Source organism: Embleya sp. NPDC025285 (genome assembly GCF_055558835.1).
In genome coordinates, this window is the sequence record NZ_JBVHLU010000034.1 from 21,614 (window position 1) to 46,902 (window position 25,289).

A 25,289-nucleotide genomic window follows, 5' to 3' on the forward strand; every position below is an offset into this window, starting at 1 on the left:
GCGTCCGCAGGGGTGGGGACGCCGAAAAGGGCCGGGCCCGTCGACACTCGGTCGACGGGCCCGGCCCTGGTACGGCTACCGCGTTGGTGTGGCTATCGCGGTGTGGTTACCGCCTGATGACGCTCGGCTCAGAGGTTGACGCCGTGCGCGCGCAGGTAGGTGACCGGGTTGATGCCGCTGCCGTAGTTCGGCGTGGTGCGGATCTCGAAGTGCAGGTGCGGGCCGGTCACGTTGCCGGTCGCGCCGGAGAGGCCGATCTGCTGACCGGTGCTCACCGTGGCGCCGACACGCACGCCGATGCTGGACAGGTGGGCGTACTGCGAGTACTTGCCGTCCGCGTGCTTGATCACGATCTCGTTGCCGTAGGCGCCGCCGTTGCCGGCCTTGACCACGGTGCCCGAGGTGATCGCCTTCACCGAGGTGCCGGTGGCGGCCACGAAGTCCTGGCCGGTGTGGCTGCCGCTGGACCACAGCTTGCCGCCGGTGCCGAACGCGGTGCCCAGGCCGCCCTTCACGGGAGCGACGTAACCGGACGCGTTGGCCGTGGTGGACTCGGCCTTGGCCGAGGACTCCTTGGCCGCGACCGGGGCCTTCTCCTTGACCTCGACCTTCGGCGCGACCTTCACGGACGCCGTGGTCTTGGTCTCGGTCTTCGGCGCGGCCGGAGCGGTCTCGGTCTTGGTGCTGCCGGACTCGGTCGAGGCCGAGGCCTTACCGGAGAGCGAGAGCTTCTGACCGATCTGGATGACGTTCGGGTTGCCACCGATCACCGAGCGGTTGTCGGCGTACAGCTTGTGCCAGCCGCCCTCGACATCCTTGGCGGCGGCGATCTTGGAGAGCGTGTCGCCCTTGACCACGGAGTACGAGGTGCTGGTCGACGCGGACTTCGCGGCGGCCGCCGGGACGACCTCGATCTTCGGGGCCGGAGCGGACTCGGCCGGCTTCTCGGCGGCCTTCGGGGTGACCTTGACCGTGGACTTGGTGCCGGGCGAGACGGCCGGCGCGGCGCTGCCCTTGGTCAGGCCCGCCGGGCCGGAGGTGTTCGGCCAGGCGCCGGGACCCTGTACGGCGAGAACCTTCTCGGCGATGGCGATCTGCTGGTCCTTGGTGGCCAGGTCGGCACGCGGGGCGTACTGCTGACCGCCGAACTCGTTCCAGGTGCTGATGGTGAACTGCAGACCACCGTAGAAACCGTTGCCGGTGTTGATGTGCCAGTTGCCCGAGCTCTCGAGCATGGCGACCTTGTCCCAGGTGGAGACGGAGGCGGCGTTGGCGGTGGCGAGACCGGTGACCAGCGGGGCGGCGACGATCGCGCCGGCCATGCCGAGGGTCAGCGCGAGACGCGTCTTCTTGGGCATGCGGGCAGGGGTGATGAACGACTGCACGAAGATTTTTCCTTCTCCCACGCCTACGAAGTGAGCTGTCGGATTCGGGCTGGAGAGTCTCGCCCGGCCGTGTTCGGCCCTCCTGAGGAAGGGACGGGCACGGCTTCACCCCAAGCCGTCGTCATGGGCGTCCGTGTCACGGACGCCCGGGACGGCATTCCACTTGGTTCCCCCGCTCCTGCCTTTCGGGTTTCGTACCGTGGCCTCGCTCCGGCGGCAGGATTCGGCGAACCGGGAGACCATTTCGCCGAGCACCGGACCGGTGTGGCGAAGCACCAAACTACGCACACCCTCGACTCGGATCCAAACATCACGTTTCGCCGAAACAGAAGAATCAGGGCGGAAGGGTGGAATATCGGGACCTAAAGTCCCGAGAAGCGTACGCATTGTGCCCGAATTGATGACATATAGTGGGTATTCGATTACTCAGGGCAGGAATCGTGAAAAGACGGTTTACGGTGCGTACGACCTCCTGACCATCGGTACCCGGCATGTGACGTGCACCATAGAGAGGGTCGATGGCCGCCCGATATGTACCGCTATCGGTCAGCCGAAAACCAGAGATGCCCCGGTGGCGGCGCCCAAGAGCGCACCAGCCACGGCTTGCGCGACGGTGTGGTGACGCAGTGCGACACGCGACCAGCACACGACGCCGACCGCGAGATAACCGGTCGACCACCACGGTCCGCCCGCGACGGCGAGCAACGCGACGATGCCGGACGCGACCGCGCAGTCGACGCTGATCTTCCACGCCGCGTTCACCACCAGCAGCACCACCGTCATGCCCCACAGCGCGAACATCGCGAACACCAGCCGGGACGGCGCGCCGGCGCCGAGCATGACCGCCGCGCCGATGCCGATCGAGGCCAGGATCACCGCGAAGATGCGCGGACGCTGCCGGCGGTCCACCACGTGCCGGTCGCCCCAGGTACCGCGGCGACGCTCCCACTCGATGTACCCGGCCGGAACGATGCCCGCGCACAGTGCCGCGAACAGACCCCATCCGGCGCCGGTCCACGAGTGGGCGACGAGCGCACCGAAACCGGACAGTCCGGCAAGGATGGTGTTGCGCGGCTGGAGGATGTCGGTGACCACCTGGGCGGCGCCCCGGACACGGCCCGGACCGGGAGCGGCGGTGTGCGCCGCGACCGGGGCCGACGGGCTCCGCACGACTGCGTTGTCCATCCGTGTACGGTAGCGATCGGCTCGGAGCCGCCCGCGCGCGGGCCGGTACGGAATCCGGCCCGACATGGTGATCGTCCCGGGCGTGGCCGAGACCGGCGCGACGGTGTCGCCGCCCCGGTGGACGCGCCGGCGCCGGGCGCTCGCCCCCGGCGCCGGGGGCGAGCGCCACCGGGGATCCGGTCGTGGGATCAGCGGTCGGGGGTGGACGGGCGGACGATGGTGGACATGTAGCAGCCGTAGGTGATGTTGCGGCAGTGGATCTCGGTCACCTCGGGGTCGGCGAGGATCTCGGCGAGGGCGGGCTCGGGGTTGTCGGTGTCGTGGAGGCGTGAGGTGGGGTGGATCCGTCCCCGGGCGTCGTAGGCGCGAAAGACCTGGGGCCGGGCCCGCCACTGGGGCGGGTAGGCGTCGGTGCTCGGGCCGGGGCAGGCGTCGGCGTGCGCGAAGACCGGGCCGATCTCGCGGTACGGGCTCGCCGGGAGCGGCGGTTCGTAGCCGAACAACATGAGCCGCTCGCCCGGCTCGGCGTCGCGCAGGCAGCAGCGCAACGGTTCGCCGCCGCCGGCCGTGTGCGCTTCGACCGGGTGGCCGGAGACGTCCAGGCCGGTGGCCCGGACCGAGGCGAGGAGCTCGGCGGGGATCGCTCGGACGACGAAGGTGCGGGTATCCGCGGAGGTGGTCATGCCTCCAGCGTGGACGCGGCCGGGACACGGTGCCGGCGGCAATCGGACACCTCGTTCGGCACCCGGCCTCACCCGGCTCGACCGTCGAGACGACACCAATCCCGGCGGTAGGACGCCCAGTCCGTGTCGGTCGCGGCGAAGTCGACGTACAGTGCGACGCCGAAGTTCGGTCGGCGCGGGTCGTGTCTGGTCAGGCCCAGGCGGACACCGCGCACCGCCGCCGCGACCGTCTCGGCCGAGCCGTGATGACCCCAACTGTTCGCGTAGTAGGCGGGCAGGCCCATCAGCAGGTCGACCCCGGCCGGCGTCGCCTCCAGGGCGAGCTCGGTCTGCTGCGCGACGTAGCCGCCGTACAGCGACTCCAGCGGCATCGCGGTGTCATAGGACATCAGCGCGATCTGGTCGACCCGCCGCGCGACCTGGCCGAAGTATCGCTGCGACCACCACTTGGGGTGATCGCGCAGCGCTTGGAAGACGCTGTGCAGGGACGGCAGCGGATCGATCTGCGCGGCGGCGACCGACAGCGGGACGCCGCGCGCACGGGTCAGCGCGTGGGTGGCGGTGAGCACGGTCAGGAAGTCCTCGTTCCCGGACCACACCGGTTCCAGATCGAGGTGCACGCCCTCGAAGCCGGCGTCCAGGATCTGCGCGGCCGACGCGGTGATCGCCGCGCGCACCGGCGGGCGCTCCAGCCGCAGCCCGGGCCCGCCGTGCGAGACGATGTCGCCGAGCCAGGCCTGCACCCGTACGCCGGGCAGTTCGCGGTGGACCGCGTCCACCAGTTGCCGCGCCCCGGGGTGGGCGGAGGGCGGCAGCGTGCCGTCGTGTTCCAGGGGCCCGGCGTGCACGTACAGGTCGTGGATGCCGGTGCCCCGCAACCGCTGTGCCAGTGCGGCCAGTTCGGCCGCCCCCTTGCGTCCGTCCACCCATGCGTGGCCGAGCCAGATCGCGTCCCGGCCGCGGGTGCGGGCCTGGTCCGACGGATCGCCCGCGTACTCCAGCCGCAGCGCCAGCGCGGCCGCGCCCACCGGCAGCAGCGGCAGACTCACCAGGATCAGCAGGATCACGGTGATCCGCCGCTGGCGACTCCACGACCGCCACCGTCGCCGCAGCCGGCCCCCACGCGGTGGCGGGGGGACGTCGGGCTCCGCCGCGGGAGCGTCGCGCTCGGCGGCGTCGCCGACCCCGCCCTCAGCCGCAGCGTGTGCACCGACCTCCGCGGGCTCGTCCGGGCCTGGCGCGGTGCTCTCCTCGGCAATCCGCCCCGGTTCGGCGATGGCGATACGGATCTCCCCCCTGTGTCGTGGCTCTCGGGCCCGGGTCGGGGGCCGGCGAACCGCTCGGTCGTGGCCGGCGGGCCGCACATGACCGCGGACGGGTGTCCGGGCCGGCGACCCGGGTCGCCGGCCCGGGAGATCTGCGTCGACTCCCCCTGCTACGGACGCGCTCGGGTACGGAACCGTTCCACTCGGCGGTGATGCCTCCCGGCGATCGGCCCGTCCCGTTCCATGCGCGGGTTCGACGCGGTCCGGGAATAGGGGTGCGTGGTCATGGGCGGGGTGCCCCGATCGGGTTGGGTACCGGGATCAGGCCGCTGTCCACGAGGTGTCGGCCCAGCGGCGCGGCCAGCCGGATGGCCTCCTCGACCCCGGCCTCGCCCAGTAGCGTGACGGGGTCGGCGGCGAGTCGATCGGTGGCGTGTTCCACGTCGCGGCGCAGCGCCCCGCCGCTCCTGGTCAGTCGCGAGTCGCGGTCCAGCAGGCCCTTGGCGACCAGGCGGCGGCGCGCCTGTTCCCACTGCGCGTCGCTCCAGCCCCGGGTGCTCTGCAGCAGTTCGCGCGGGACGTTGCCGGTGGCGGCGTGGGTCAGGCCCGCCTCGATGCCGGTCAGGCCGGCGTGCGCGACCGCGATCACATGGCCGTCGCCGCGGTGTTCGCGCAGGACCGTACTCGCCAACCACAACCGGCCGGCCACCCCGTCCGGGCGCCGCACACCCGCCCACGCCGCGGCGAGCGCGCGTCCTTCGTACCCGCAGCCCTCGACCGCGCGTTCCAGCAGGTCGACCAGGTCCTCCAGGTGCCGTTCGCCCACCGCCGGCAGGCTTCGGGCCAGCGCCGTCTCGACCGCGCCGATCCGGGTGTCGAGCATCTTCTCCGGCGTCGTGTACGCCCACGCGTCGGGCAGCGCACGGGCCACCCGGCCGGGTGCGAACGCGAAGCACAGCGCGCTCGCCTCGGGGGCGCGGACCGCGCCGAGCGGGGCGAGCCGACCCGCGAAGTAGCCCATCCACCACCCGATCAGCCCGAGCGCGCGGGCCGCCTCGGCCGGTTCCGGCGCGAAGTACACGACGGCGTGGACGGGTTCGATCGCCTCCCAGAAGCGTCTGGCGAGGGTGGGGGCGGGAGCGGCCGACACGATGGGCACCTTTCACCGGGCGACGGGGAGCGGGGGCGGCGGTCGACGATCGGGCGTGGCAGGCCACGAACCACGAGCCACGAGCCGGCCCCGTCGACGAGCCTGCCCGTTGTCCCACTCCCGGAACAGTGCCAATCTGGGTGAATGGACCAGGATCCGAGCTGGTGGGTACGCGTCGCGCTGGAGGACTGGCACACCCGCGCGGGACCGCGCCATCGACGGATCGCCGAGTCGCTGGCCGAGGCGATCGAGCGCGGCCTCGCCGGCCCGGGCGCGCGGCTGCCCGCCGAGCGCCCGTTGGCGCACGCCCTGGGGGTCGGCCGCGGCACCGTCGTGCGCGGCTACGAGACGCTCGCCGAGGCCGGCCTGGTGGAGCGGCGCCAGGGCGCGGGCACGTTCGTGTGTCCCCGGCCCGGGTGGACGCATCCGCCCACCCCGGTCGCGGCCCCGGTCCGGCGGCGCCTGGTCGCCGACGCCGACGTGCTCGACCTGTCCCTGTCGGTACCCGCCGGGACCGGGCATCTGCCGCCCGCGGACGGCGCGTTCGTGTTGTCTCAGGACGACGGGCACGGCCTGCCCCCGGACGGCCTGCCCGAACTGCGCGCGGCCTTGGCCGACCACCTCACCACGCACCTGGGCCTGCCGACCACACCCGACCGGTTGATCGTCACCGCCGGTGCCCGGCACGCGCTGTCCCTGGTGCTCGCGGCGCTGGTGTCACCGGGACGGGCGGTCCTGACCGGCTGCCCGGGCACGCCCGGCCTGGCCGCGGCGGTGACGGCGGCCGGGGGTCGGCCGATCGGTGTCGGTGTGGACGCCCTGGGTCTGGACGTGGCCGCCGTGGACCGGGCCGCCGCCCGGCTGCACGCACCGGTGATCCTGGCCGCCTCGGCCGCGCACGACCCGACCGGCGCTCCGCTGGCCGAGCTCCGCCGCCGCGCCCTGCTCACGGTGCGGCGCGCCCGGGACGCGGTGCTGGTGGAGGACCTGACCCAGGCCGGACTGGGCCTGGGACCGGACCGTGCCCCTCCCGTACCGCCGGCCGCGGCCGACGACGACACGGTGATCGCGTTCGGCTCGCTGTCCAAGATGTTCTGGGCCGGCCTGCGGGTGGGCTGGCTGCGCGCGCCGGACGCGCTGCGCGGCCGGCTGACCCGGACCCGCGCGACCGGCGCGGCGGCGAGCGTACCCGCGCAGGTGCTCGCCGCCCGCCTGCTGCGAGCCGCCGACGCGCACTGGCAGGAGGAACTGCGTCGAGCGCTGACCGAACGCCGCGATCTGCTGCTGGACCTGCTGGCCGGTCAGTTGCCGGCCTGGCGGGTGCAGGCGCCGCGGGCCGGGCTGTCGGTGTGGGCGGACCTGCCGGTCGCGGACAGTACGACGTTCGCGCACCTGGCCGCGCGGTACGGCGTGCTGGTCCTGCCCGGCGCCGACGCGTGCGTGGACGGCCGACACCATCGCGGCGTGCGGTTGTCCTTCGCCGAGTCGGCGGCCACCCTCGAGTCGGCCGTCGACCGGCTGACCGCCGCGTGGGAGGAGCACACCCGTCGACTGGCGGCGAGTCGCTGACGGGCACCGACCCCTTCGTCGGCCGGCGTGGTGAATCCCATGGGTTCCGGCCTGCTCGGGCCGGGCAGCGACAAGGACATGACCTCTTCCGCCTCCGCCATGCCGTACACCGAACTGGGCCGCACCGGCCTGACCGTGGGTCGCATCGTGCTCGGCACGATGAACTTCGGGCCCGCCACCGACGAACGCGACAGTGGCGAGATCATGGACGCCGCGCTCGACGCGGGCATCAACCTGTTCGACACCGCGAACGTGTACGGGCGCTCCCAACTGACCGGCGCCGGCGCCCGGGGGGACACCGAGGAACTCGTCGGCCGCTGGCTGGCCGGGGGCGACCGGCGCGAACGGGTCGTGCTGGCCACGAAGGTCTACGGCAGTTGGGGCGACTGGCCCAACTCGGGCGGGCTCAGCGCCCGGCACATCCGCCGGGCCTGCGAGGACAGCCTGCGCCGCCTGGGCACCGACCACATCGACGTCTACCAGATGCACCACATCGATCGCCGGGTCCCGTGGGAGGAGATCTGGCAGGCGATGGACCTGCTGGTCACGCAGGGCAAGGTGCTCTACGTCGGGTCGTCGAACTTCGCCGGCTGGCACATCGCGCAGGCCCAGGAGGCGGCGGCCCGCCGATCCTCGCTGGGTCTGGTCAGCGAGCAGTGCCTGTACAACCTGGCCGAGCGGGCCGCCGAGGCCGAGGTGCTGCCGGCGGCGCGGGCCTACGGCCTCGGGGTCATCCCGTGGTCGCCGCTGCACGGCGGCGTACTGGGCGGGGTGCTGGAGAAGGAGCGCGCGGGCAGTCGGCACCGCTCCGCCGGGGACCGGGCGGCGGGCGAGGTGGCCGAGCGGCGCGAGCAGATCCAGGCGTATGAGGACCTGTGCGGCAAGATCGGTACGCCGCCGGGGGAGGTCGCGCTGGCCTGGCTGCTCACCCGCCCCGGGGTGACCGGCCCGATCGTGGGCCCGCGCACACGAGACCAATTGGACTCGGCGCTGCGGGCCACGAGCGTCGAGTTGAGCCCGGAGACACTCGCCGAACTGGACCGGATCTTCCCCGGCCCGGGACCCGCGCCGGAGTCTTTCGCCTGGTAGCGGGCCGGTCGCCGACCGGGTGCCGGGCCCACCGTCACCCGGTCGCAAGCGGGTGGAATGAGATGTGACCCAGGTCACATCATCGATCGAAATATCCGGGGACTTCCTGTCCGTTTAACCCAGCGAATCAACAATCGGGGAATCACTCCCCGGTTATCGCTCGGGTACCGACAGGAAGGAGCCGGATCATGGGCAGCACCGTCATTGCCACCGACGTCGCCGAGGACCGTGGCCCGCGACTTCGTGCGGACGCCCGGCGAAACCGCGAGCGGATCGTCGCCGCGGCACGCGAGATGTTCGTCGAGCACGGCGCCGAGGTGCCGTTCGACGAGGTCGCCCGCCGCGCGGGAGTCGGCAACGCGACCCTGTACCGCCACTTCGCCGACCGCAACGAGCTCGCGCAGCGGGTGATCCTCTCCGTCCTGGAACGGATCACCGAGCGGGGCGAGCTGGCCCTGGCCGAGGAGCCGGAGGCCTTCACGGCCCTGCGGCGCTTCGCGCACGGCGCGACGGAGGAGCGGATCGGGGCTCTGTGCACGCTCATGTCCGCCGGAGTGGACAAGACGCACCCCGAGATGGTCGCCGCCCGGGCACGGTTGGAGCACTTGGTCGAGACGCTGATGGAGCGCTCTCGTACCGAGGGCCGGCTGCGTACCGACGTCGGCTCGGGCGATCTGCTGATGGCGATCACCCAGCTCACCCGACCGCTGCCCGGGATGGGCGGCTGCGTGGTGAACGACCGGTTCGTGCACCGTCACCTGGACGTGCTGCTCGACGGTCTGAGCACCCCCGACCCCACCCCGCTGTCCGGCACCGCCGTGGCACTGGGGGACATCGAACGGCTTGCCGCCGAACACGAGGGGCGGCCTTCCGGGCACTGACGCGCCCCACCGACTTCCCGAACCTTCGCAGCACCTCGTGACCGCGTAACGACCACGAACACCTCACCGTCGCCCCGCCGTTTCCGCGCGGGCGAGGGAGCACCGTCCACCCTCGCGACGTCCGTCGTCGCATCGCACCCCCCAAGTGAGTACCCCCATGTCTGCAACCGCCCCGCCCAAGACCACCGTGCCCGATCCCAGGCGCTGGAAAGCGCTCCTGTTCATCGCCATCGCCCAGTTGATGGTCGTCCTCGACGGCACCATCGTGAACATCGCGCTGCCGTCCGCCCAGACCGACCTGGGCATCTCCGACGGCAACCGGCAATGGGTGATCACCGCGTACGCCCTCGCGTTCGGTGGGCTGCTGCTCTTCGGCGGCCGGATCGCCGACCTGTGGGGTCGACGCCGCACCTTCATCGTCGGCCTGACCGGTTTCGCCGCCGCGTCCGCGCTCGGCGGCATAGCCGCGAGCACCGGCATGCTGCTCGGCGCCCGGGCGCTCCAGGGCGCGTTCGGCGCGCTGCTCGCCCCGTCCGCGTTGTCCCTGCTCGCGGTGATGTTCACCGACGCCAAGGAACGCGCCAAGGCGTTCGGCATCTTCGGCGCGATCGCCGGTGGTGGCGGCGCGGTGGGCCTGATCCTGGGCGGCGTGCTCACCGAGTACCTGAACTGGCGCTGGACCTTCTTCGTCAACATCCCGTTCGCCGCGGTCGCCGCGGCCGGTGCCGTACTGGTCATCAGTGAGCCCGCCGGGACCCGCAACCGCTCGCCGCTGGACATCCCCGGCGTGGTGCTGTCCTCGGTCGGCCTGGGCACCCTGGTCTACGCCTTCACCCGCGCCGAGAGCCACGGTTGGACCTCGGGCAGCACGGTGGGCCTGTTCATCGCCGCGGCCGTCCTGCTCGCGTCGTTCGTCTTCGTGGAGAGCCGGGTCAAGGCCCCGCTCCTGCCGCTGCGGGTGATCGCCGAGCGCAACCGGGCCGGCATCTACCTCTCGCTCGGCCTGGCCATCATCGCGATGTTCGGCATGTTCCTGTTCCTCACCTACTACCTCCAGATCGTCAAGGACTTCTCGCCGGTGATGACCGGCCTGGCGTTCCTGCCGATGATCGCGGGCATGATCACCGGCTCGACCCAGATCGGCGCGCGCCTGATGACCCGGGTCCCGGCCCGGCTGCTGATGGGCCCCGGCTTCCTGACCGCCGGTGTCGGCATGCTGCTGCTCACCCGGATCGAGGTCGGCAGTTCGTACGTCGGGCTGATCCTGCCCGCGCAGATCCTGCTCGGCCTGGGCATGGGCACGGCGTTCATGCCGGCGATGAGCCTGGCCACCCACGGCGTCCAGCCGCGGGACGCGGGTGTCGCCTCGGCGATGATCAACACCTCGCAGCAGGTCGGCGGCGCGATCGGCACGGCGCTGCTGAACACCATCGCGGCGAGCGCGACCACGGCCTACGTGGCCTCGCACACGGCCGGTTCGGCCGGCCTGGAGCAGCTCAAGATGCAGGCCATGGTGCACGGCTACGCCACCGCCATCTGGTGGGCGGTCGGCATCCTGGCGCTGGCCTCGGCGATCGCCTTCACGTTCATCACCGTCGGGCACGGCGACAGCACGGTGGTCGCCTCGAACGACAAGGACGCGGACACCGACGCGGACGAGTTGCCGGTTCCGGTGCTCGTGCACTGACCGCACGATCGGTGCCGCCGGGTCTTCCGGACCTCACGGCACCTCGGTCGCGGGCCCCATCGCCGTCGGCGGTGGGGCCCGCGCCGTGTCCGGGACCGCTATCCGGGTCCGGGCGGCCGAGGGTCGCGGCCCGGACGCGGGGGTTGCGGACCGGCCGCGCCGACCGGGTGCACGACGTCGTCCAGCGGGAGCGGCAGTGCCTCGCAGACCACCGTGCCCGGCCGGGCGCCGCGCGCGAGGTAGGCGTTGACCCGGGCGTCGACACACGCGTTGCCGCTGTCGTAGGCGATGTGGTTGCCCGCGTCCCGGACGAAGATCATCGGCTGGTGCGACTCGGCGGCGGCGATCAGCGCGCCGTCGGCGGGCGTCGCCGGGTCGAGCTGGTTCTGCACCATCAACATCCGGGGCAGCGTGGCCGCGTTCGGCACGACCGGGTGCGCGGTCGCGAACGGGTAGAAGGCACAAGGCTGTTCGGTGGCGAGCGAGCCGGCCAACGGATAGCGCGCGCCGAGCCGGTCACCCTCGGCGACCCAGCGGGCCGGGTCCCGCGGCCACCGGGCGTCGCCGCACCGGATCGCCCAGTGCGCTCCGCTGTCCGGCATGCCGACCGGCACCCTGGGCGCGGCGAGCAGGTCCACCGCCCGGGTCGGATCGCCGCGCAGCGTGACCAGCAGTTCGGCCCACCGCGGCCAACCGTCGGAGTTGTACAGCACGGTCGCCTGCGTGGCGTCCAGCGCCGTACCGCGCCCCTGCCCGGCGACGGCGGCGCGCAACTCCTCGTACGCGGCGCCCGCGGCCTCCGGGGTGTCGCCGAACCCGTACCGGTCGTGGTGGCGGGCGAGCCAGGGCAGGAACTGCACGTCGAAGCGGCGCCGGAAGCCGCGGGCCCACGACTCGACGAAGACCTCCTCCGGCGTGGACAACCAGTTCATGCTCGAATCGAGCACGAAGCGGTCCACCCGATCGCGGAACGCGGCCGCGTACCACACGCCCAGCCAGGTGCCGTAGGAGAAGCCGAGGTAGTCGATGCGGCGCTCGCCGAGCACGGCTCGGATCAGGTCCAGGTCCCGCGCGGTCTGATCGGTGGTCACATACGGGGCGAACGCCGCGTCCGCGCAGGCCTGTCCGACCAGGCGCGCGTTCGCGAGCTGCCGTGCGACGTTGGCCGGCGAGCGGTCGCGGGCGTCGGCGACCGAGTCGTATCGCGTCCAGTCCACGTCGCAGTCCAGGCTCGTGGAGGGCGCGACTCCCCGGGGCGCGAAGCCGATGATGTCGTGGGTCCGCAACAACTCGGGCTGGGACCGGGCGATCCGGGTCGCCGACGCCGAGCCGTCGATGCCGGGGCCGCCGGGGTTGACCAGGAGCACGCCGCGCCGCGCCGATCCGCCGGTGCTCGCCACCCGGGTCACCCGCACGGTGATCGTGCCCTTGCTCCGGTCGTACCAGTCCAGCGGCGCGCGCACGTCCGCGCAGGAAGTGACCGGGTGGTCCCGCCAGTCGGGATCGCGCGGGCCGGGCGAGGTGTACCAGTCGCACACCCGCCAGTGCGGACGCTGCGCGCCGAGGGAGCCGTACGGGTTGACCGCGCCCGCGTTCGCGTCGGCACCGGAGGCGGCCTGTGCGTCGGTGCCGACGAGGGTGCCGGCGACGCCGGCGAGCAGCGCCGCGCACGAAACGGCGATCCGCAGGCCGCGTCGGGGGGTGGTGCGGCGCCGGGCCGGCGGGAGCCGGGGGTCGGGGGACTGCATGGGGCTCCAGTCGAGCGGGGCCGAGAGCCGGGCCACAGGGGAGGTGGGTTGCCCCGCCGCGGCCGGGGGTGCCGGGGGTGGGATGGGGGTGGGGCGGGGGACGCCGGAAGTGTGCCGGGGGTGCCGGGGATCTGCGGTGGGGGTACCGCCGTGTTGTCCGGGAGGCCGGGTTCGCTCGGGCCCGACCCGGCCCGGCCTCGCTCAGGGGAGGATCGCGTCCACGTACCCGCCGTCCACCCGCAACGCACCGCCCGTGGTCGCCGACGCGAAGTCCGAGCTGAGGTAGACCACCATGTGCGCGATCTCCTCGGGCTCGATCAACCGCTGGATAAGCGACTGGGGGCGGTGGCGCCGCATGAACTCGCGCTGTGCCTGTGGCCACGGCAGCGCCGGGTCGACCAACTCGTAGACGAAGTCCTCGACTCCGCCGGTGTGGGTCGGCCCGGCGATCACCGAGTTGACCGTCACCCCGCTACCGGCCGCCTCTTTGGCGAATCCGCGCGACACCGCGAGCAACGCCGTCTTGGACATGCCGTATTGGATCATCTCCGCCGGGATGACCACCGCCGAGTCGCTGGCGATGTTCTGGATCCGCCCCCAGCCGCGCTCGCGCATCCCGGGCAGGTGGGCGCGGATCATCCGCACCGCGGTGAGCACATTCACCTCGAAGTAGCGCCGCCACTCGGCGTCGTCGATCTCCAGCGCGGGCCGGGCTCCGAAGATGCCGAGGTTGTTCACCAGGATGTCCACGTCCGGCGCCGCCGCCGATACCCGCGCGGCCCCCTCGTCGGTGGCGATGTCCCCCGGCGCCGCCCGGAACTCCCCGCCGGGCACCTCGCCGCGCATGCGCTCCACCGCCGCGTCCACGGACTCGGGGGTGCGCCCGTTCACGGCGACCCGGGCCCCGGCCCGGGCCAACCCCACCGCGATCGCCGCCCCGATCCCCTGGGTCGACCCGGTGACCAACGCGCTCTTCCCGGCAAGATCGATCAACACGCTGCGAACCCTTCGTCCGACACCCATCCCCGACCACGTCCAGTAGATCATTCGAGCGACCGGTTCGGAGTCGGCGACGGGCCGACCATCACGAGGGATCCGCGGATGCCGCGCCGTGCCACGAGCGCCGTGGGCACTCCCACCCGCTGCCGGGCGGGTGACAGCGCCGCCCGGCCGGCGTCACCGGAACGCCGGGATCACCTCCTTGCCGAACAGTGCGATCATCGAGGCCAGTTCGTCGAAGGAGCCGCGCGTGGACGTCGGGCCGGTGTCGCCCGGCAGGCCCGCGCCGAAGGCGGCGTGGATGTGGTCGCTGCCGGTACGGTCGCGGTAGTCGGCGATCTGGGCGATCACGTCCTCGGGGCCACCCCACAACAGCCGGTCCCGGGCGATTTCCTCGGCGGGGACGTGTTCGCCGGCGTCCAGGCGGTGGAACAACTCGCGCTCCGTGGCGTCCTCGGCCGATTCGCGCCAGTGCTCGAGCAGGCCGCCGACGTACGCGGGCAGCACCTCCTCGGCGACGGTACGGCGGTCCTTGCCGAGCCACGCGTACCGGCGCAGCACCCAGTCGGGTCGCCGGGCGTGCCGCGCGCACGCCGCCCGGTAGACCGCCAGGCAGGATCGTGCCTTGGCCAGGGACTGGACCGGGCCGCACAACCACGCGTCACCCAGGCGCGCGGCGCGCTCGACGGCGGCGTCCGCGACGCCCGCCACCCACAGCGGGATGCCCTCCTGCACCGGGCGCGGGTACACGGTCAGTTCGGGGAAGTCGTGGAAGCGGCCCCGATAGGCGACGTTCTCCCGGGTCCAGACCAGACGGAGGATCTCCAACGCCTCCTCCATCCGCGCACCCCGGGTGCGGAACTCGGATCCGTGCGCCGCGTACTCCAGCGGCCACCAGCCCAGTCCGACGCCGAGGGTGACCCGTCCGCCCGAGATCTCGTCGATCGTGGCGACCTGTTCGGCGACCCGCAGGGGATGGTGCACCGGGAGTTGGAAGATGCCGGTGCCCACCCGCAGGACGTCCGTCCGGGCGGCCACGGCGGCCAGCAGCGTGAGCGGGTCGCTCATGTTGCCCGGCATGAAATGGTGGTGGCCGACGGTGGCGGTGTCGAAACCGGCCTCCTCGGCGATCCGGGCCAGCGCGAACGTGCGGTGATAGGGCTGCGCGTGACCGGGATCGCGCAGCACGGGCAGGGACATGGAGAACCTCATGCGCACGACCTCATCCGAAGAGCCTCATGCGGGCGGAAGCTAGCAGCGACCTCGCGAGCTCTCCAGAGCCATGACACCGTCCGTCGTTCGATACCCGAGTGGCGCGGTCGCACGACGCGAACCGCCCGGTACGCTCGGCCGGCGGGAAGCGCCGCGGGCGCGGGCAGCACGACACCGGAGGCGAAGACGATGAGCGAGCAGGTCGCGGTGGGTCTGGTCGGGGCCGGACCGTGGGCGAGGCTGGTGCACGCGCCGGTGTTCGCGGCCGGGCCGGAGACCCGGCTCGCCGCGGTGTGGGCACGCCGGCCGGAGGCGGCCCGGGAACTCGCCGAGTCCTACGACGCCCGGGCGTGCGCGGAGTTCGACGAGTTGCTCGACGCGTGCGAGGCGGTGGTCTTCGCGATCGCCCCCGAGGCCCAACCCCCGCTCGCCGAGCGCGCGGCGCGGGCGGGCAAGGCGGTGCTGCTGGAGAAGCCGATCGCGGCCGACCCGGACACCGCACGCCGCCTGGCCGATGTGATCGACACGGCCGGGGTCGGCTCGATGGTCGCGCTGAGCGCACGATACGCGCCGCGTGTACGGGAGTTCCTGGCCCACCTGGAGAGCGCCGAGACGCCGTGGCGCACGGGCAGGTTGACCTGCGTCACCGGCGCGTTCCTCGGCGGTCCGTTCGCGGCGTCGCCGTGGCGACAGGCGCGCGGCGCGATCCTGGACGTGGGGCCGCACGCGTTCGACCTGATGAGCGTCGCGCTGGGCGACATCGTGGACCTGCGGGCCGACTCCGCGGGCGCGGGCTGGGCGGCGCTTCAGCTCGTCCACGCCGGCGGCGCGGTGTCCCAACTGGTGTTGTGCTGCTCGGCCGAAGGCGGTCACCGCTACGACGTGGACGTATACGGATCGGCCGGGGCCGCCACGCTGGACCTGTCCACGGCGATCGACGGGTCCGCCTTCGCGGTGCTGCGCGCGGAGTTCGCGAGCCTGGTCCGCGACGGCGGCCGGCACGTGTGCGATGTTCGTCGCGGACTGTACCTCCAGGAGATCGTCGCCCGCGCCGAACAACAACTCGCCGCGGCACGCTGAGTCGCGCGCCGCGACGCTCCGCCCCGGCGGATCAGGCCGTCGGCTTGCGGCCGATGCCACCGGCCATCAGCTTCTGACCGACCGTCAGCGGCTCCTCGACCGATTCCTCGGGCTGCCACAGCGGCAGGAAGACCACGCCCGGCTCGACCGGTTCGAGGCCGTCGAAGTACGCGGAGATCTCCTCGATGGTCCGGAATCGTCCCGAACCCAGGTCGGTGAGCAGCGCCTTCTCCAGCGCGACCGCGTCCGGGCTGGACGCGCAGAAGTGCGTGAGGAAGAGGAAACTGCCGGGCGGCAGCGCCTTCTTGTAGGCCTCCACGATCGCCTCGGGGCCCTCGTCGTCGTTGAGGTGGTGCACGACACCGACGAGCATCAGGCCGATCGGCTGGTCGAAGTCGATCAGCGCGAGCACGTCCGGGTGGGACAAAATCTCGGCGGGCTCGCGCAGGTCGGCGGTGACCACGGTGGTCCGGTCGTTCTCCGCGAGCAGCGCCCGGCCGTGCGCGAGCACGATCGGGTCCTTGTCCACGTAGACCACACGGGCCTCGGGCGAGTGCTCCTGCGCCACCTGGTGGGTGTTCTGCACGGTGGGCAGGCCGGATCCCAGGTCGAGGAACTGACGGATGCCCTGCTCCGCCATGTACCGGACCCCGCGCCCGAGTATCGCCCGGTTGTACCGGCCGACATCGCCTATCTCCGGGACGATCGCCAGCGACGCCTCGGCGATCGCCCGGTCCACCGGGTAGTTGTCCTTGCCGCCGAGCACCGCGTCGTAGACCCGCGCGATGCTGGGCGTGGAGATGTCGATGCCGACCGGTCGCCAGTCGTCGTCCGATCCGACCGGAGAGTTGCCCGCCGCTTGCGAGTCGTCTGCCATGAAAGGCTCCAACCATGGGGTGAGTGATGACCAGTTCCCGTTGACGGCAAGCCTATTGGTGCCGGACTCGGTTTGTTGGCCGGGGCAAGGACCAACGCCCACCCTCCCCCGTCACTCCGGAATGTCCTCGAACTCCCGTGCGAATAAAGCGAGATGACGGGAGATCAACACGCCCGGATCACCGCGATTCGCCCCCCGCGTCGGTATCCTCGCTCCCCTGGCCGCCGTAGCGGCGCTCGAATTTGGCGATCGCCCCTTCGGGGTCCACCGGGCGGGCATTGCCGGTGTAGAACGGATGGCTCTTCGAGGAGATCTCCACGTCGACGACGGGGTAGGTGTTCCCGTCGTCCCACTCGATCGTCTCCTCGCTGACCGCCGTGGACTTGGTGAGAAAGGCGTATCCGGCGGACCTGTCCCGAAAGACCACCGGACCGTACGACGGGTGCTTGTCCTGCTGCATCGCTGCTCCTCGGCTGGATCTCGATAGGCCACCGACCCGACGCGCGCCACACACGCGCTCTCTTCCGACGGCCTCGCCAACACCCTCGCGAACAATCCCCGCCCCCGCGAGACCACACACCCGTCCGGCTGAACGGAACCACCTGTCCGGCAACGCGAACCACCCGATAATCGAGGCATGGATCGCATCAGCCATTTCCGTCGTGAGGTCCGCGCGTTCGAGGCCGCCGCGCGACGATGCCTCGACGGCGGGGACGCGCCCGTCGTGCCGTCCTGTCCGGAGTGGACCATGTCCGATCTGGTCGTCCACCTCGGGGGTGTACATCGCTTCGTGACGCGGGTCGTCGACGCGCGGCTGGGCGAACCGCCGGATGTCTCCGACGTCGGCATCTTCGCGCTGCCCGAGGACCGCGCCGGTTGGCCGGACCCGGTGGGGCCCACGCCCACGTGGGGACCGCTCGCGCCCGGGCTGGTCGACTGGTTCGCCGCCGGGGCGGACGAGTTGGCTCGGGCGTTCGCGCGGACCGCGGCCGAGGAGCGGGTCTGGACCTGGTCCGACGAGCAGACCGTCGGCTTCTGGCTGCGCGTGCAGACCATCGAGGCCGCCGTGCACCGCTGGGACGCCGAGAACACGGTCGGGCCCGCGGCGCCGATGCACGCCGAGTTGGCGGCGGACGCCGTGGGTCAGCACTTCGAGGTGATGATCCCGGCCCGGCGAGCCCGAGTGGCGGCCGCGGCCGGGTCCGGGGAGCGCCTGCGGCTGCGGCGGATCGACGGTCCGGGCGTCTGGGCGGCGCGCTTCGCCGGCGATCGGGTCCTGCTCGGCGACACCGACCGACCCTGCGATGTCGAACTGGCCGGCACCGCCTCCGACTTGATGCTCTTCGTGTGGGGACGCCTCGCGGCGGACCGGCTGGAGATCACCGGCGACCGCGACGTGCTCGACCGCTACTCGACCCTCGTCCCCTCCGTGTAGGGCGGCGTCGACCCCGTCTCCGCCGGGAGCCCTCCGGCGTAGCCGCGCGTCGCCCGACGGCGCGGCGCGGGCCGACCCGGGCCCGGTGCTCAGTCGTCCGGCGGCGGGGCGTCCGTCGAGGCGTCCAGGACCCTGGGGAAGGGGCGCGGGTAGTGCACGCCGAGGTGGAATCGGTCGGCGAGGACGTCGGCGAACGCCGCCGCGATCCGGTACTCGCCGGCCGGGTTCGGGTGCAGGCCGTCGCCGGTGTGGTCGGCCGCGACGAATTCGGCGTCGGTGCGGGCCACCACGACCGGGGACTCGTCGGTGTTCAGGTCGGCCGCGATGGCGTCGATGCGGGCGTTGAAGCTCGCCGCGCGGGCGGCGAACTCCGGATCCGGGCCCGCCTGGTGGGTGGGCAGGACGTGGCCGAGCACGATCCGCAGGCTCGGCCCGGCTCGGCGGGCCTCGGTGATGAAGTCGCGCAGCTTGGCCTCGAAGGCGGCCGGCTCGATCGGGGGTCGGCGCAGGTCGTCGACACTCATCAGGACCAGGAGGTAGTCGGGTCGGTACTCGGCCACCTCGGCCCCGATGTCGCCGAGCGGATCCTTGGAGCCGACCAGGTCCAGGCGCACGTCGTGGGCGCGCAGGTGGCGCCACAGCCGGTAGCGCCAGGTCCGGTCGCCGCTGCCGACGTGACCGATCGAATCACCGGCGATCATCACCGGGACCTCGTGCCTCGCACCCGTCATCGTGCCTCCCGGGTCGATCCACCGGCCGCGTCCGGGCACCGGTCCTCCCCCAAACGGTAGGTTCGACTGCCCCGGGCCGCCCGCCCGACTACCGCGAACGGGTGGTGAGCGCCCGGGCCCGTCCCGTCATCCGACCGCCGTGCGCAGTACGTCCGGCAGCGGCCGGCTGTGCACGATGTGCAATCGGGACACCGCCCTGGTCAGCACCACGTACAGGCGGCCCGCGCCCCGCGCCTCGGCGGCCACGATCGCGGCCGGTTCGACCGCCACCACGTGGTCGTACTCCAGGCCCTTGGCCAGCGTCGCGGGCAGGACGGTCACCCGTACCTCGCCGGTGGGATCCGGCGTGTCGGCCGTGCCGGTGGCGATGCCCGCCTCGGCCAGCGCCGCGCGCAGCGGTTCGGTGCCCGCGCCGTCCGCGATCACCCCGATCGAGCCCTCGTGGGCGAGTGCGGCGCGCACCGCGGCGACCGTCGCGGCGACCGGGTCGGCCACCTCGTGCACGGTCAGCGCGCCGTCCTCGCGCAACGATCGGGCCGCGGGTACGTCCACGTCCAGGCTCGCGAGCAGACGGTTCGCCAGCGCGACGATCACCGCGGGCACCCGGAAGCCCACGGTCAGCGGGGCCACCTCGGCGTCGGGTCGACCCAGGTGGGCGAGCAGTTCGGGCCAGGTACGGGCCGACCACGGCGTGGTGCCCTGGGCCAGATCGCCGAGCACGGTGACCGAACCGAAGCCGATCCGGCGGGCCAACGCGCGGCACTGCATCGGGGACAGGTCCTGGGCCTCGTCGATCACCACGTGGCCGTAGCCGGCCGGGCGCTCGATCAGCCCGGCGACCTCGTCGAGCAGCACCAGGTCGGCGGCCGACCAGCGGGCACTGCGCCACGAACGCGGCGGCTTCGCCCAGCCGATCACGCGCTGCTCGTCGGCGGTGAGGATGCCGTCCGCCGCGGCGGCCAGCGCGTCCGGGTCGGCGAGGATCCCGGCCAGGACCTGTTCCGGGCCGGTCTGCGGCCAGCACCGGTCGACGAAGCCGCCGACCGCCTTGGATCGGCCCATTCGGCGCAGCCAATCACCGGTCGGCGGGCCGGAGTTGCGCTCGGCCTGGCGTTGCAGCACGGCCACCGCGCGGGCCCGGACCCGCTCCCGGCCGACCTGGTAGGGGGTGTCCTCGGCGCGTACCCCCTCGACGATCTCGGCCAGCTCCTCCAGGGTGATCCGCCGTCGATAGGAGCCGTCCGGTACGGCGACCGGTTCGCCGGGCGGGGCGATCCGCGCGTAGAGCGCACGACGCAGCACGCCGGCCATCCGGGCGTCGTGCTTGACCAGTTCGGCGGCCGGTTCGTCCCGGGCCCGGATCGGGTGTCGGCCGACCTCGTCGTCGATGGTGGCCTGGCGGATGCCGGTCTCGCCGAGGGCGGGCAGCACCTCGGCGATGTAGTGCAGGAAGGCCCGGTTGGGGCCGACGATCAGCAGGCCGCCGCGTTGCAGGCGTTGCGGGTGGGTGTAGAGGAGGTAGGCCGCGCGGTGCAGGCCGACGGCGGTCTTGCCGGTGCCGGGGGCGCCCTGGACGCAGATGGAGGCGGTCAGGTCGCGGCGGACCAGGTCGTCCTGCTCGGGCTGGATGGTGGCGACGATGTCGCGCATGGGGCCGACCCGGGGCCGGCCGATTTCGCCGGCCAGGATCGCGCCGGGGACGCCGGGTGCGCTCGCGCCGGGTGCGGGCCGGGCGTCGAGGTGTTCGTCCTCCAGGCTGGTCAGGTCCTCGGCGGCGCCCGTGCTCCACGGCGCCCAGCCGAACCGGCGGCGGACCGCGACGCCCTGCGGGTCGCGGGCGCTCGCCCGGTAGAAGGCCCGGGAGATCGGCGCGCGCCAGTCGACCACCAGCGGCGGGGCGGCCAGGTCGGTGGTGATCCGGCGCCGGCCGATGTGGTAGCGGCGACCGCGGTGCTCGCCCGCCGCCGCCGTCCCGGCGAAGTCGAGTCGGCCGAAGAACAGCGGGGTCTGCGCGAGTTCGCCCATCTCCTTGGCGCGGCTGCGCAGCGTGTAGCCCAGCGCCTCGGCGTCCGCGCCGGACGCGGAGACGTCGGCACCGGTGACGACGTGTTCGGCGGCGCCCGCGACCATCGCGGCCATCGCCTCGCGGCAGACCTCGTGGTAGTCGCGTTCCCGACCGAGTTCGGCATCGAGTGCGGCATCGAGTGCGGCATCGAGTGCGGCATCGAGTGACGTCATACCGACCAGGGTAATGCAACTCGGTTAAATATGTTACCGAGTAACGCTTCCGTAGCGGGTCAGCCCCGCCTCCAGTTGGTCGAAGGCCCGTTCCGCGGTCGCGCCGGCCACCGCGCGCAGGTCCGCCGCGCGCTCGCCCGCCGCGATCCGCCGCCAGTTCTCCCGAGCCAGGATCCGTTGCACCGCGATGATCTGGCCGGCCGCCAGGCGCGCCTCGACCTCGTCCGGGCCGCCCAGCGCGGCGGCCAGCGCCTCCTCGGCGCCCTCGGTGTACGCGAACACGCGGGCGAGCAGCGCGGGGGTTCCGTACAGCAGTCGGTGGAAGGCCAGTACCTGCGGGTCGTCGCTGAGTCCGGTCACCGGATCGTGCCGATCCAGCCCGGCCAGGAAGTGGCGGCGCAGCGCCGTCAGCGCGGAGACGTCCTCGGGTCGCCCGGCCACCACCCGGCCGGCCTCGTCCCGGTGGTCGGCGAACCGATGCAGCACCAGGTCCTCCTTGGTCGGGAAGTACCGGAACAGCGTCGGTTTGGAGACCTCCGCGGCCTCGGCGACCTCGGCCACCGACACCGCGTCGAAGCCCCTGGCCAGGAACAATCCGATCGCGACGTCGGAGATGTTCGCCGCCATCCGCAACCGCTTCCGCTCCCGCAGCCCCATCTCACCGCTCATGCGCGGCACCTTACGGGAGACCGCCGCGGTGGGCGTCGGGTGCTGCGCCGGGCGACGTGCACTCCTCCGGGGTCCGGGGCACCATCGCCGGCCGGGCCCGCGACGACCTATGCCGCGTCCACGACCCCGATCTCGCGCGCGTGCAGTCCGGCGAACACCACGTCCGCCACCGACCGCGAACCGCATCCGTCGATGTCGACCACGATCGCGTGCCGGGGATCTGCCTCGAGCGCGAGCGCGACGTGCGCCTCCGCGACCCGTTCGAGCGCGCCCCGGCGGGTGAGCCAGCCCCGGTCGTCGGCGGACAGCACCTGCTGCGCGGACAACCGGTCGCGCAGCGTGCGGGCCGACCCGGTGAGGTGGACGGTGACGGTCGGCTGCTCCAACACGGCCCGGTACTCGGCGACCTGGGCACTGAGCCGGGTCCCGTCGGCGCGGTAGATCGCCGCACCGTCGGCGGCGACTCCGGCCGCCCAGGTGTGCACGACCACCGGCCCGGCCGGCCGCTGCCGCTTGACGAGCGCGTCGGCCCGGAGCAGCCCGGCCAGGCCCAGGCCGTAGCCGGGTCGGGCATCCAGGCGGATCGATTCGGCGCGCCCGGCGATCGGCGTACAACCGAGCGCGGTGCCGAGGGTGTCCGCCAGCGCGGCGCCGCCGGCTCCGGGCGGTCCCTCGATCGCGATGAACGTGTGGTGGTCGGTGCGCCCGGCGGGAGCGCGCCCTGCGAGCGTGGTCGGGGTCATCGCGGTGTCCTGGTTCGCTGGGATGGCCGTCGGTCGCGGACGGACCCGCCCGAGCGTGCGAGCACGTCGCCGGCCGTCGCCCCTCCACGTTGCCCGATCCCGGGATGCCCCCGCAGGATCGACCGGGCGAACATCAGGCAACCACGAGGGTACCCGTCGGGGCGGCCGAACATCGAACTCGCGCTGCGTGAAGCCACGTTCACACGGGCACACGGCGCATTCCGGGACCGTTCCCGGCACGGCGCCGAGCCCCCGACGGGACGGCCGGTCGCGCCGCGGGCAGTTGCCGCCACGCGGGCCCGCCGCCCATGGGGACAAACCCGACGGCCTCTCGGTTAGGCTCCCCGAATGGCACAACTTCCGACGGTCGCCGAGATCACCGCACTGCACAAGGCCTACGCACCGAGCCGGGCGATCTTCGAGAAGGTGCACACGCACTGCCACATCGTCTGGCGGATCGCCGATCACCTGACGGCCGGCCCCGGCGGCGCGGACGTGGACCGCGATCTGGTCCGGGCCGGGTGTCTGCTGCACGACATCGGGGTCTACCGCCTCTACGACGAGAACGGCCGACTGGACGGCGCCAACTACGTGCGCCACGGGCTGCTCGGTGCGGAGATCCTGCGCAAGGAGGGCCTGGACGACTCGCTGCACCGCTTCTGCTCGTGCCACACGGGTGTCGGATTGACCCGACACGACGTGGTGAGCCAACAGTTGCCGATCCCGGTCGACGACTACGTCGCGGAGTCCGCCGAGGAGCGGCTGGTGATGTACGCGGACAAGTTCCACAGCAAGTCGAATCCGCCGCGCTTCCTGCGCCCCGACACGTTCGCGGCCAGGATCCGCCGCTTCGGGGACGACAAGGTGGTCACGTTCGAGGCGCTGAAGGCGGAGTTCGGTACGCCCGAACTCGACGCGCTCGCGACCGAGTTCGGCCACCGGGTGAGCTGAGCGCGGCGGGTCGGGGCCTGGCGGGTCGGGGCCTGGCGGGCGGGACGCGGGTCGGATCGCATCTGCGGCGTGGCGCTGCCGGGGCGTCCGGAGTGCCGACCTTCACGGGTCCGTATCCGGCATGATCGATCGCCGGAAGATCCGTTCGCGACAATCACTCGCGACGATCACTCGCGAGAACCGCCCGACAGCCGAGAGCACCGATCCGGAGGCACCGTCATCGTGACCCCACCGCCACCCTCCGCCCGTACCGCCGAGCAGCGCAAGCAGGACACCCTCGATCGGCTCGAGAACGACGTCGACGCGTGGGTGGCCACCGCCGACGCGCAGACCGGAACGCCGTACCTGGTACCGCTGTCCTTCCTGTGGGAGGGCGAAACGCTGCTGATGGCCACCGCCTCGGCGAGCCCCACCGCTCGCAACCTGCTGGCCGGCGGCACCCTGCGGCTCGGTATCGGACCCACTCGGGACGTAGTGCTGATCGAGGCCACCGCCGAGGCGTTCCCGGCGGCGGACATCGCCGACGACCTCGGCGACACGTTCGCCGCCAGGATCGGTTTCGATCCGCGTGTACTCACCACGTCCTACCACTACTTCCGGGTCCGTCCGCGTCTGGTCCAGGCCTGGCGCGAGGCCAACGAGATCAAGGGCCGCGACCTCCTGCGCGACGGCACCTGGCTCGTTCCGTAGCCGGCACCGCCGCGGGCACCCACCGGCCGGAGTGCTCCCGCCGGTGGGATCCCGGCACTTCGCGGTCCGTGCGTCCGGGGCGTGTCCTAGGACTCCAACGCCTCGCGCGTGCGCTCGAGTTCGTCGGGGTCCGCCGTGGTGGGGACCAGGAAGAGTTCGTCGAAACCGGCCTCGCGGACGGTGTCGACGGCCTTGCGCAGCGCCTCGGGCGTGTACGCGGTGACGTTCTCGGCGACGGCCTCGCCGATCTGCTCACCGAAGACCTTCAGATAGTCGAACGCGTAGGCGCGCAGCCGGGATTCGGCGTCGGTACCCAGGGCGTACCACAGGCTCGTGGACAGGTGTGGTCGGTCGGTGCGGCCCGCGTCGCGCCACGCGCCCCGGACCCGCTCGGCGACGTCGCGCAGCGTGTCGGGATCCGGTGCCGCCACGGCGGAGCCGTCGTCGACGCCGGCGGCCCAACGCGCCGCCCGGGCGGTCGCCATCGGGCCCATGGCCCCGGCGACCAGCGGCGGTCCGCCCGCCTGGATCGGGGGCGGTCCGACCGGTTCCAGGTCGGGTGCGGGCGGCTCGCCGGCCCAGATCGAGCGCATCGTCGCGACCTGGTCGTCCATGCGTTGCCAACGCCGCTCGAACGGGGCGCCGACCGCGCGGTAGTCCTGTTCACGACCGCCGACCCCGATCCCGACGGTCAGTCGTCCCGCGCTCAGTCGGTCCACCGAGGCCAGGTCCTTGGCCATCCGGACCGCGTTGTGCGACGGCAGGATCACGATCGTGGTCCACAGCCGGACCCGCTCCGTCAGCGCGGCGGCCGCGGCGAGTTGCACGGTGAGCGAGTGGCTGGTGTAGGTGATGCGCTCCGGTACCGCGAGGCTCGACCACGGACCCTCGTCGATGCCGCGACACCAGCGCAGTACCTCGTCGCGTCCGTGGGGCAGCATGGTCGGCAGGGTCATCGCTATGTCCATGCCGCCGGATGGTGCCGCATCGGGTCGACGGGAACAATGGCCGGCGCGCCGGAC

Annotated in this window: 23 protein-coding genes and 1 riboswitch; of the genes, 8 read left to right on the forward strand and 15 right to left on the reverse strand. The window is 72.7% G+C overall.

What is annotated here, in order from left to right; genetic code table 11:
- Positions 1 to 128: 128 nt before the first annotated feature.
- From ACZ4FV_RS23270 to ACZ4FV_RS23290, 5 genes are all read right to left on the reverse strand, one after another.
- Positions 129 to 1,358, reverse strand: coding sequence for a transglycosylase family protein (locus tag ACZ4FV_RS23270; RefSeq protein ID WP_395859303.1), 1,230 nt, complete (start codon positions 1,356 to 1,358; stop codon positions 129 to 131).
- A 32-nt stretch (positions 1,359 to 1,390) separates the two neighbouring features.
- A riboswitch (cyclic di-AMP (ydaO/yuaA leader) is annotated at positions 1,391 to 1,586 on the reverse strand.
- Between the two features lie 345 nt (positions 1,587 to 1,931).
- A complete protein-coding gene (locus tag ACZ4FV_RS23275; protein WP_465323197.1) occupies positions 1,932 to 2,570 on the reverse strand; it encodes a hypothetical protein in 639 nt (212 codons plus the stop codon).
- 188 nt (positions 2,571 to 2,758) lie between these two features.
- The gene (locus tag ACZ4FV_RS23280) at positions 2,759 to 3,253 is read right to left on the reverse strand and encodes a DUF1203 domain-containing protein (RefSeq protein WP_402230990.1); all 495 of its coding nucleotides are present in this window, start codon (positions 3,251 to 3,253) and stop codon (positions 2,759 to 2,761) included.
- A gap of 68 nt (positions 3,254 to 3,321) precedes the next feature.
- Positions 3,322 to 4,512 (reverse strand): glycoside hydrolase family 18 protein, encoded by a 1,191-nt coding sequence (locus tag ACZ4FV_RS23285; protein WP_465323214.1) that lies wholly within the window; start codon positions 4,510 to 4,512, stop codon positions 3,322 to 3,324.
- 289 nt (positions 4,513 to 4,801) lie between these two features.
- Complete coding sequence (locus ACZ4FV_RS23290; protein WP_395858662.1) at positions 4,802 to 5,668, reverse strand: SCO6745 family protein; 867 nt, start codon at positions 5,666 to 5,668, stop codon at positions 4,802 to 4,804.
- A gap of 144 nt (positions 5,669 to 5,812) precedes the next feature.
- On the opposite strand from ACZ4FV_RS23290, the gene ACZ4FV_RS23295 reads away from it, so the two are divergent.
- From ACZ4FV_RS23295 to ACZ4FV_RS23310, 4 genes are all read left to right on the forward strand, one after another.
- Positions 5,813 to 7,237, forward strand: a complete 1,425-nt coding sequence (locus ACZ4FV_RS23295) for an aminotransferase-like domain-containing protein (RefSeq protein WP_402230995.1) — start codon at positions 5,813 to 5,815, stop codon at positions 7,235 to 7,237.
- Positions 7,238 to 7,336: 99 nt separating this feature from the next.
- Positions 7,337 to 8,326, forward strand: a complete 990-nt coding sequence (locus ACZ4FV_RS23300; protein WP_465323215.1) for an aldo/keto reductase — start codon at positions 7,337 to 7,339, stop codon at positions 8,324 to 8,326.
- A 188-nt stretch (positions 8,327 to 8,514) separates the two neighbouring features.
- Positions 8,515 to 9,207 (forward strand): TetR/AcrR family transcriptional regulator, encoded by a 693-nt coding sequence (locus ACZ4FV_RS23305; RefSeq protein WP_402230998.1) that lies wholly within the window; start codon positions 8,515 to 8,517, stop codon positions 9,205 to 9,207.
- A 157-nt stretch (positions 9,208 to 9,364) separates the two neighbouring features.
- Positions 9,365 to 10,894, forward strand: a complete 1,530-nt coding sequence (locus tag ACZ4FV_RS23310) for an MFS transporter (RefSeq protein ID WP_395858665.1) — start codon at positions 9,365 to 9,367, stop codon at positions 10,892 to 10,894.
- A 98-nt stretch (positions 10,895 to 10,992) separates the two neighbouring features.
- Here ACZ4FV_RS23310 and ACZ4FV_RS23315 read toward each other — a convergent pair whose 3' ends face one another.
- The 3 genes from ACZ4FV_RS23315 to ACZ4FV_RS23325 form a co-directional block, all read right to left on the reverse strand.
- Positions 10,993 to 12,642: an alpha/beta fold hydrolase gene (locus tag ACZ4FV_RS23315; RefSeq protein WP_402231001.1), complete on the reverse strand. Its 1,650-nt coding sequence runs from the start codon at positions 12,640 to 12,642 to the stop codon at positions 10,993 to 10,995.
- A gap of 201 nt (positions 12,643 to 12,843) precedes the next feature.
- Positions 12,844 to 13,638 (reverse strand): SDR family NAD(P)-dependent oxidoreductase, encoded by a 795-nt coding sequence (locus tag ACZ4FV_RS23320; protein ID WP_395858667.1) that lies wholly within the window; start codon positions 13,636 to 13,638, stop codon positions 12,844 to 12,846.
- 180 nt (positions 13,639 to 13,818) lie between these two features.
- The gene (locus tag ACZ4FV_RS23325) at positions 13,819 to 14,853 is read right to left on the reverse strand and encodes an LLM class flavin-dependent oxidoreductase (protein ID WP_402231005.1); all 1,035 of its coding nucleotides are present in this window, start codon (positions 14,851 to 14,853) and stop codon (positions 13,819 to 13,821) included.
- Positions 14,854 to 15,042: 189 nt separating this feature from the next.
- Here ACZ4FV_RS23325 and ACZ4FV_RS23330 point away from each other — a divergent pair, with 189 nt between their 5' ends.
- A complete protein-coding gene (locus ACZ4FV_RS23330) occupies positions 15,043 to 15,933 on the forward strand; it encodes a Gfo/Idh/MocA family protein (protein ID WP_395858670.1) in 891 nt (296 codons plus the stop codon).
- Positions 15,934 to 15,964: 31 nt separating this feature from the next.
- Here the strand turns inward: ACZ4FV_RS23330 and ACZ4FV_RS23335 are convergent, their stop codons facing one another.
- A complete protein-coding gene (locus tag ACZ4FV_RS23335; protein ID WP_395858671.1) occupies positions 15,965 to 16,810 on the reverse strand; it encodes an SAM-dependent methyltransferase in 846 nt (281 codons plus the stop codon).
- Between the two features lie 178 nt (positions 16,811 to 16,988).
- The gene (locus ACZ4FV_RS23340) at positions 16,989 to 17,270 is read right to left on the reverse strand and encodes a type B 50S ribosomal protein L31 (RefSeq protein WP_395858672.1); all 282 of its coding nucleotides are present in this window, start codon (positions 17,268 to 17,270) and stop codon (positions 16,989 to 16,991) included.
- 177 nt (positions 17,271 to 17,447) lie between these two features.
- Here ACZ4FV_RS23340 and ACZ4FV_RS23345 point away from each other — a divergent pair, with 177 nt between their 5' ends.
- Positions 17,448 to 18,245 carry a maleylpyruvate isomerase family mycothiol-dependent enzyme gene (locus tag ACZ4FV_RS23345; RefSeq protein ID WP_395858673.1) on the forward strand — a complete coding sequence of 266 codons (798 nt, stop codon included), beginning with the start codon at positions 17,448 to 17,450 and terminating at the stop codon, positions 18,243 to 18,245.
- A gap of 89 nt (positions 18,246 to 18,334) precedes the next feature.
- Here ACZ4FV_RS23345 and ACZ4FV_RS23350 read toward each other — a convergent pair whose 3' ends face one another.
- The 4 genes from ACZ4FV_RS23350 to ACZ4FV_RS23365 all read right to left on the reverse strand — a co-directional run bounded on the left by ACZ4FV_RS23350 (position 18,335) and on the right by ACZ4FV_RS23365 (position 22,626).
- Positions 18,335 to 18,976, reverse strand: a complete 642-nt coding sequence (locus tag ACZ4FV_RS23350) for an SGNH/GDSL hydrolase family protein (protein WP_402231011.1) — start codon at positions 18,974 to 18,976, stop codon at positions 18,335 to 18,337.
- Between the two features lie 126 nt (positions 18,977 to 19,102).
- Complete coding sequence (locus ACZ4FV_RS23355; protein ID WP_465323198.1) at positions 19,103 to 21,214, reverse strand: HelD family protein; 2,112 nt, start codon at positions 21,212 to 21,214, stop codon at positions 19,103 to 19,105.
- A gap of 33 nt (positions 21,215 to 21,247) precedes the next feature.
- Positions 21,248 to 21,883, reverse strand: coding sequence for a TetR family transcriptional regulator (locus tag ACZ4FV_RS23360; protein ID WP_465323199.1), 636 nt, complete (start codon positions 21,881 to 21,883; stop codon positions 21,248 to 21,250).
- A 107-nt stretch (positions 21,884 to 21,990) separates the two neighbouring features.
- Entirely contained in the window at positions 21,991 to 22,626 is a 636-nt protein-coding gene (locus ACZ4FV_RS23365; RefSeq protein WP_395858678.1) for a hypothetical protein, read from the reverse strand.
- A gap of 348 nt (positions 22,627 to 22,974) precedes the next feature.
- Between ACZ4FV_RS23365 and ACZ4FV_RS23370 the strand changes: the two genes are divergently transcribed.
- A complete protein-coding gene (locus ACZ4FV_RS23370) occupies positions 22,975 to 23,577 on the forward strand; it encodes an HD domain-containing protein (RefSeq protein ID WP_395858679.1) in 603 nt (200 codons plus the stop codon).
- Positions 23,578 to 23,799: 222 nt separating this feature from the next.
- Positions 23,800 to 24,267, forward strand: a complete 468-nt coding sequence (locus ACZ4FV_RS23375; protein WP_395858680.1) for a pyridoxamine 5'-phosphate oxidase family protein — start codon at positions 23,800 to 23,802, stop codon at positions 24,265 to 24,267.
- Between the two features lie 86 nt (positions 24,268 to 24,353).
- Here ACZ4FV_RS23375 and ACZ4FV_RS23380 read toward each other — a convergent pair whose 3' ends face one another.
- The gene (locus ACZ4FV_RS23380; protein WP_402231017.1) at positions 24,354 to 25,235 is read right to left on the reverse strand and encodes an LLM class flavin-dependent oxidoreductase; all 882 of its coding nucleotides are present in this window, start codon (positions 25,233 to 25,235) and stop codon (positions 24,354 to 24,356) included.
- Positions 25,236 to 25,289: the final 54 nt, after the last annotated feature.

Excerpts from the sequence above, each read along its gene's own strand:
- ACZ4FV_RS23270 (WP_395859303.1), bottom strand. The coding sequence starts at position 1,358 with ATGCCCAAGAAGACGCGTCTCGCGCTGACCCTCGGCATGGCCGGCGCG.
- ACZ4FV_RS23380 (WP_402231017.1), bottom strand. The coding sequence starts at position 25,235 with ATGGACATAGCGATGACCCTGCCGACCATGCTGCCCCACGGACGCGAC.
- ACZ4FV_RS23325 (WP_402231005.1), bottom strand. The coding sequence starts at position 14,853 with ATGAGGTTCTCCATGTCCCTGCCCGTGCTGCGCGATCCCGGTCACGCG.
- ACZ4FV_RS23275 (WP_465323197.1), bottom strand. The coding sequence starts at position 2,570 with ATGGACAACGCAGTCGTGCGGAGCCCGTCGGCCCCGGTCGCGGCGCAC.
- ACZ4FV_RS23305 (WP_402230998.1), top strand. The coding sequence starts at position 8,515 with ATGGGCAGCACCGTCATTGCCACCGACGTCGCCGAGGACCGTGGCCCG.
- ACZ4FV_RS23350 (WP_402231011.1), bottom strand. The coding sequence starts at position 18,976 with ATGACGGGTGCGAGGCACGAGGTCCCGGTGATGATCGCCGGTGATTCG.
- ACZ4FV_RS23310 (WP_395858665.1), top strand. The coding sequence starts at position 9,365 with ATGTCTGCAACCGCCCCGCCCAAGACCACCGTGCCCGATCCCAGGCGC.
- ACZ4FV_RS23360 (WP_465323199.1), bottom strand. The coding sequence starts at position 21,883 with ATGAGCGGTGAGATGGGGCTGCGGGAGCGGAAGCGGTTGCGGATGGCG.
- ACZ4FV_RS23330 (WP_395858670.1), top strand. The coding sequence starts at position 15,043 with ATGAGCGAGCAGGTCGCGGTGGGTCTGGTCGGGGCCGGACCGTGGGCG.
- ACZ4FV_RS23295 (WP_402230995.1), top strand. The coding sequence starts at position 5,813 with ATGGACCAGGATCCGAGCTGGTGGGTACGCGTCGCGCTGGAGGACTGG.
- ACZ4FV_RS23315 (WP_402231001.1), bottom strand. The coding sequence starts at position 12,642 with ATGCAGTCCCCCGACCCCCGGCTCCCGCCGGCCCGGCGCCGCACCACC.
- ACZ4FV_RS23335 (WP_395858671.1), bottom strand. The coding sequence starts at position 16,810 with ATGGCAGACGACTCGCAAGCGGCGGGCAACTCTCCGGTCGGATCGGAC.
- ACZ4FV_RS23340 (WP_395858672.1), bottom strand. The coding sequence starts at position 17,270 with ATGCAGCAGGACAAGCACCCGTCGTACGGTCCGGTGGTCTTTCGGGAC.
- ACZ4FV_RS23300 (WP_465323215.1), top strand. The coding sequence starts at position 7,337 with ATGCCGTACACCGAACTGGGCCGCACCGGCCTGACCGTGGGTCGCATC.
- ACZ4FV_RS23280 (WP_402230990.1), bottom strand. The coding sequence starts at position 3,253 with ATGACCACCTCCGCGGATACCCGCACCTTCGTCGTCCGAGCGATCCCC.
- ACZ4FV_RS23365 (WP_395858678.1), bottom strand. The coding sequence starts at position 22,626 with ATGACCCCGACCACGCTCGCAGGGCGCGCTCCCGCCGGGCGCACCGAC.
- ACZ4FV_RS23370 (WP_395858679.1), top strand. The coding sequence starts at position 22,975 with ATGGCACAACTTCCGACGGTCGCCGAGATCACCGCACTGCACAAGGCC.
- ACZ4FV_RS23355 (WP_465323198.1), bottom strand. The coding sequence starts at position 21,214 with ATGACGTCACTCGATGCCGCACTCGATGCCGCACTCGATGCCGCACTC.
- ACZ4FV_RS23345 (WP_395858673.1), top strand. The coding sequence starts at position 17,448 with ATGGATCGCATCAGCCATTTCCGTCGTGAGGTCCGCGCGTTCGAGGCC.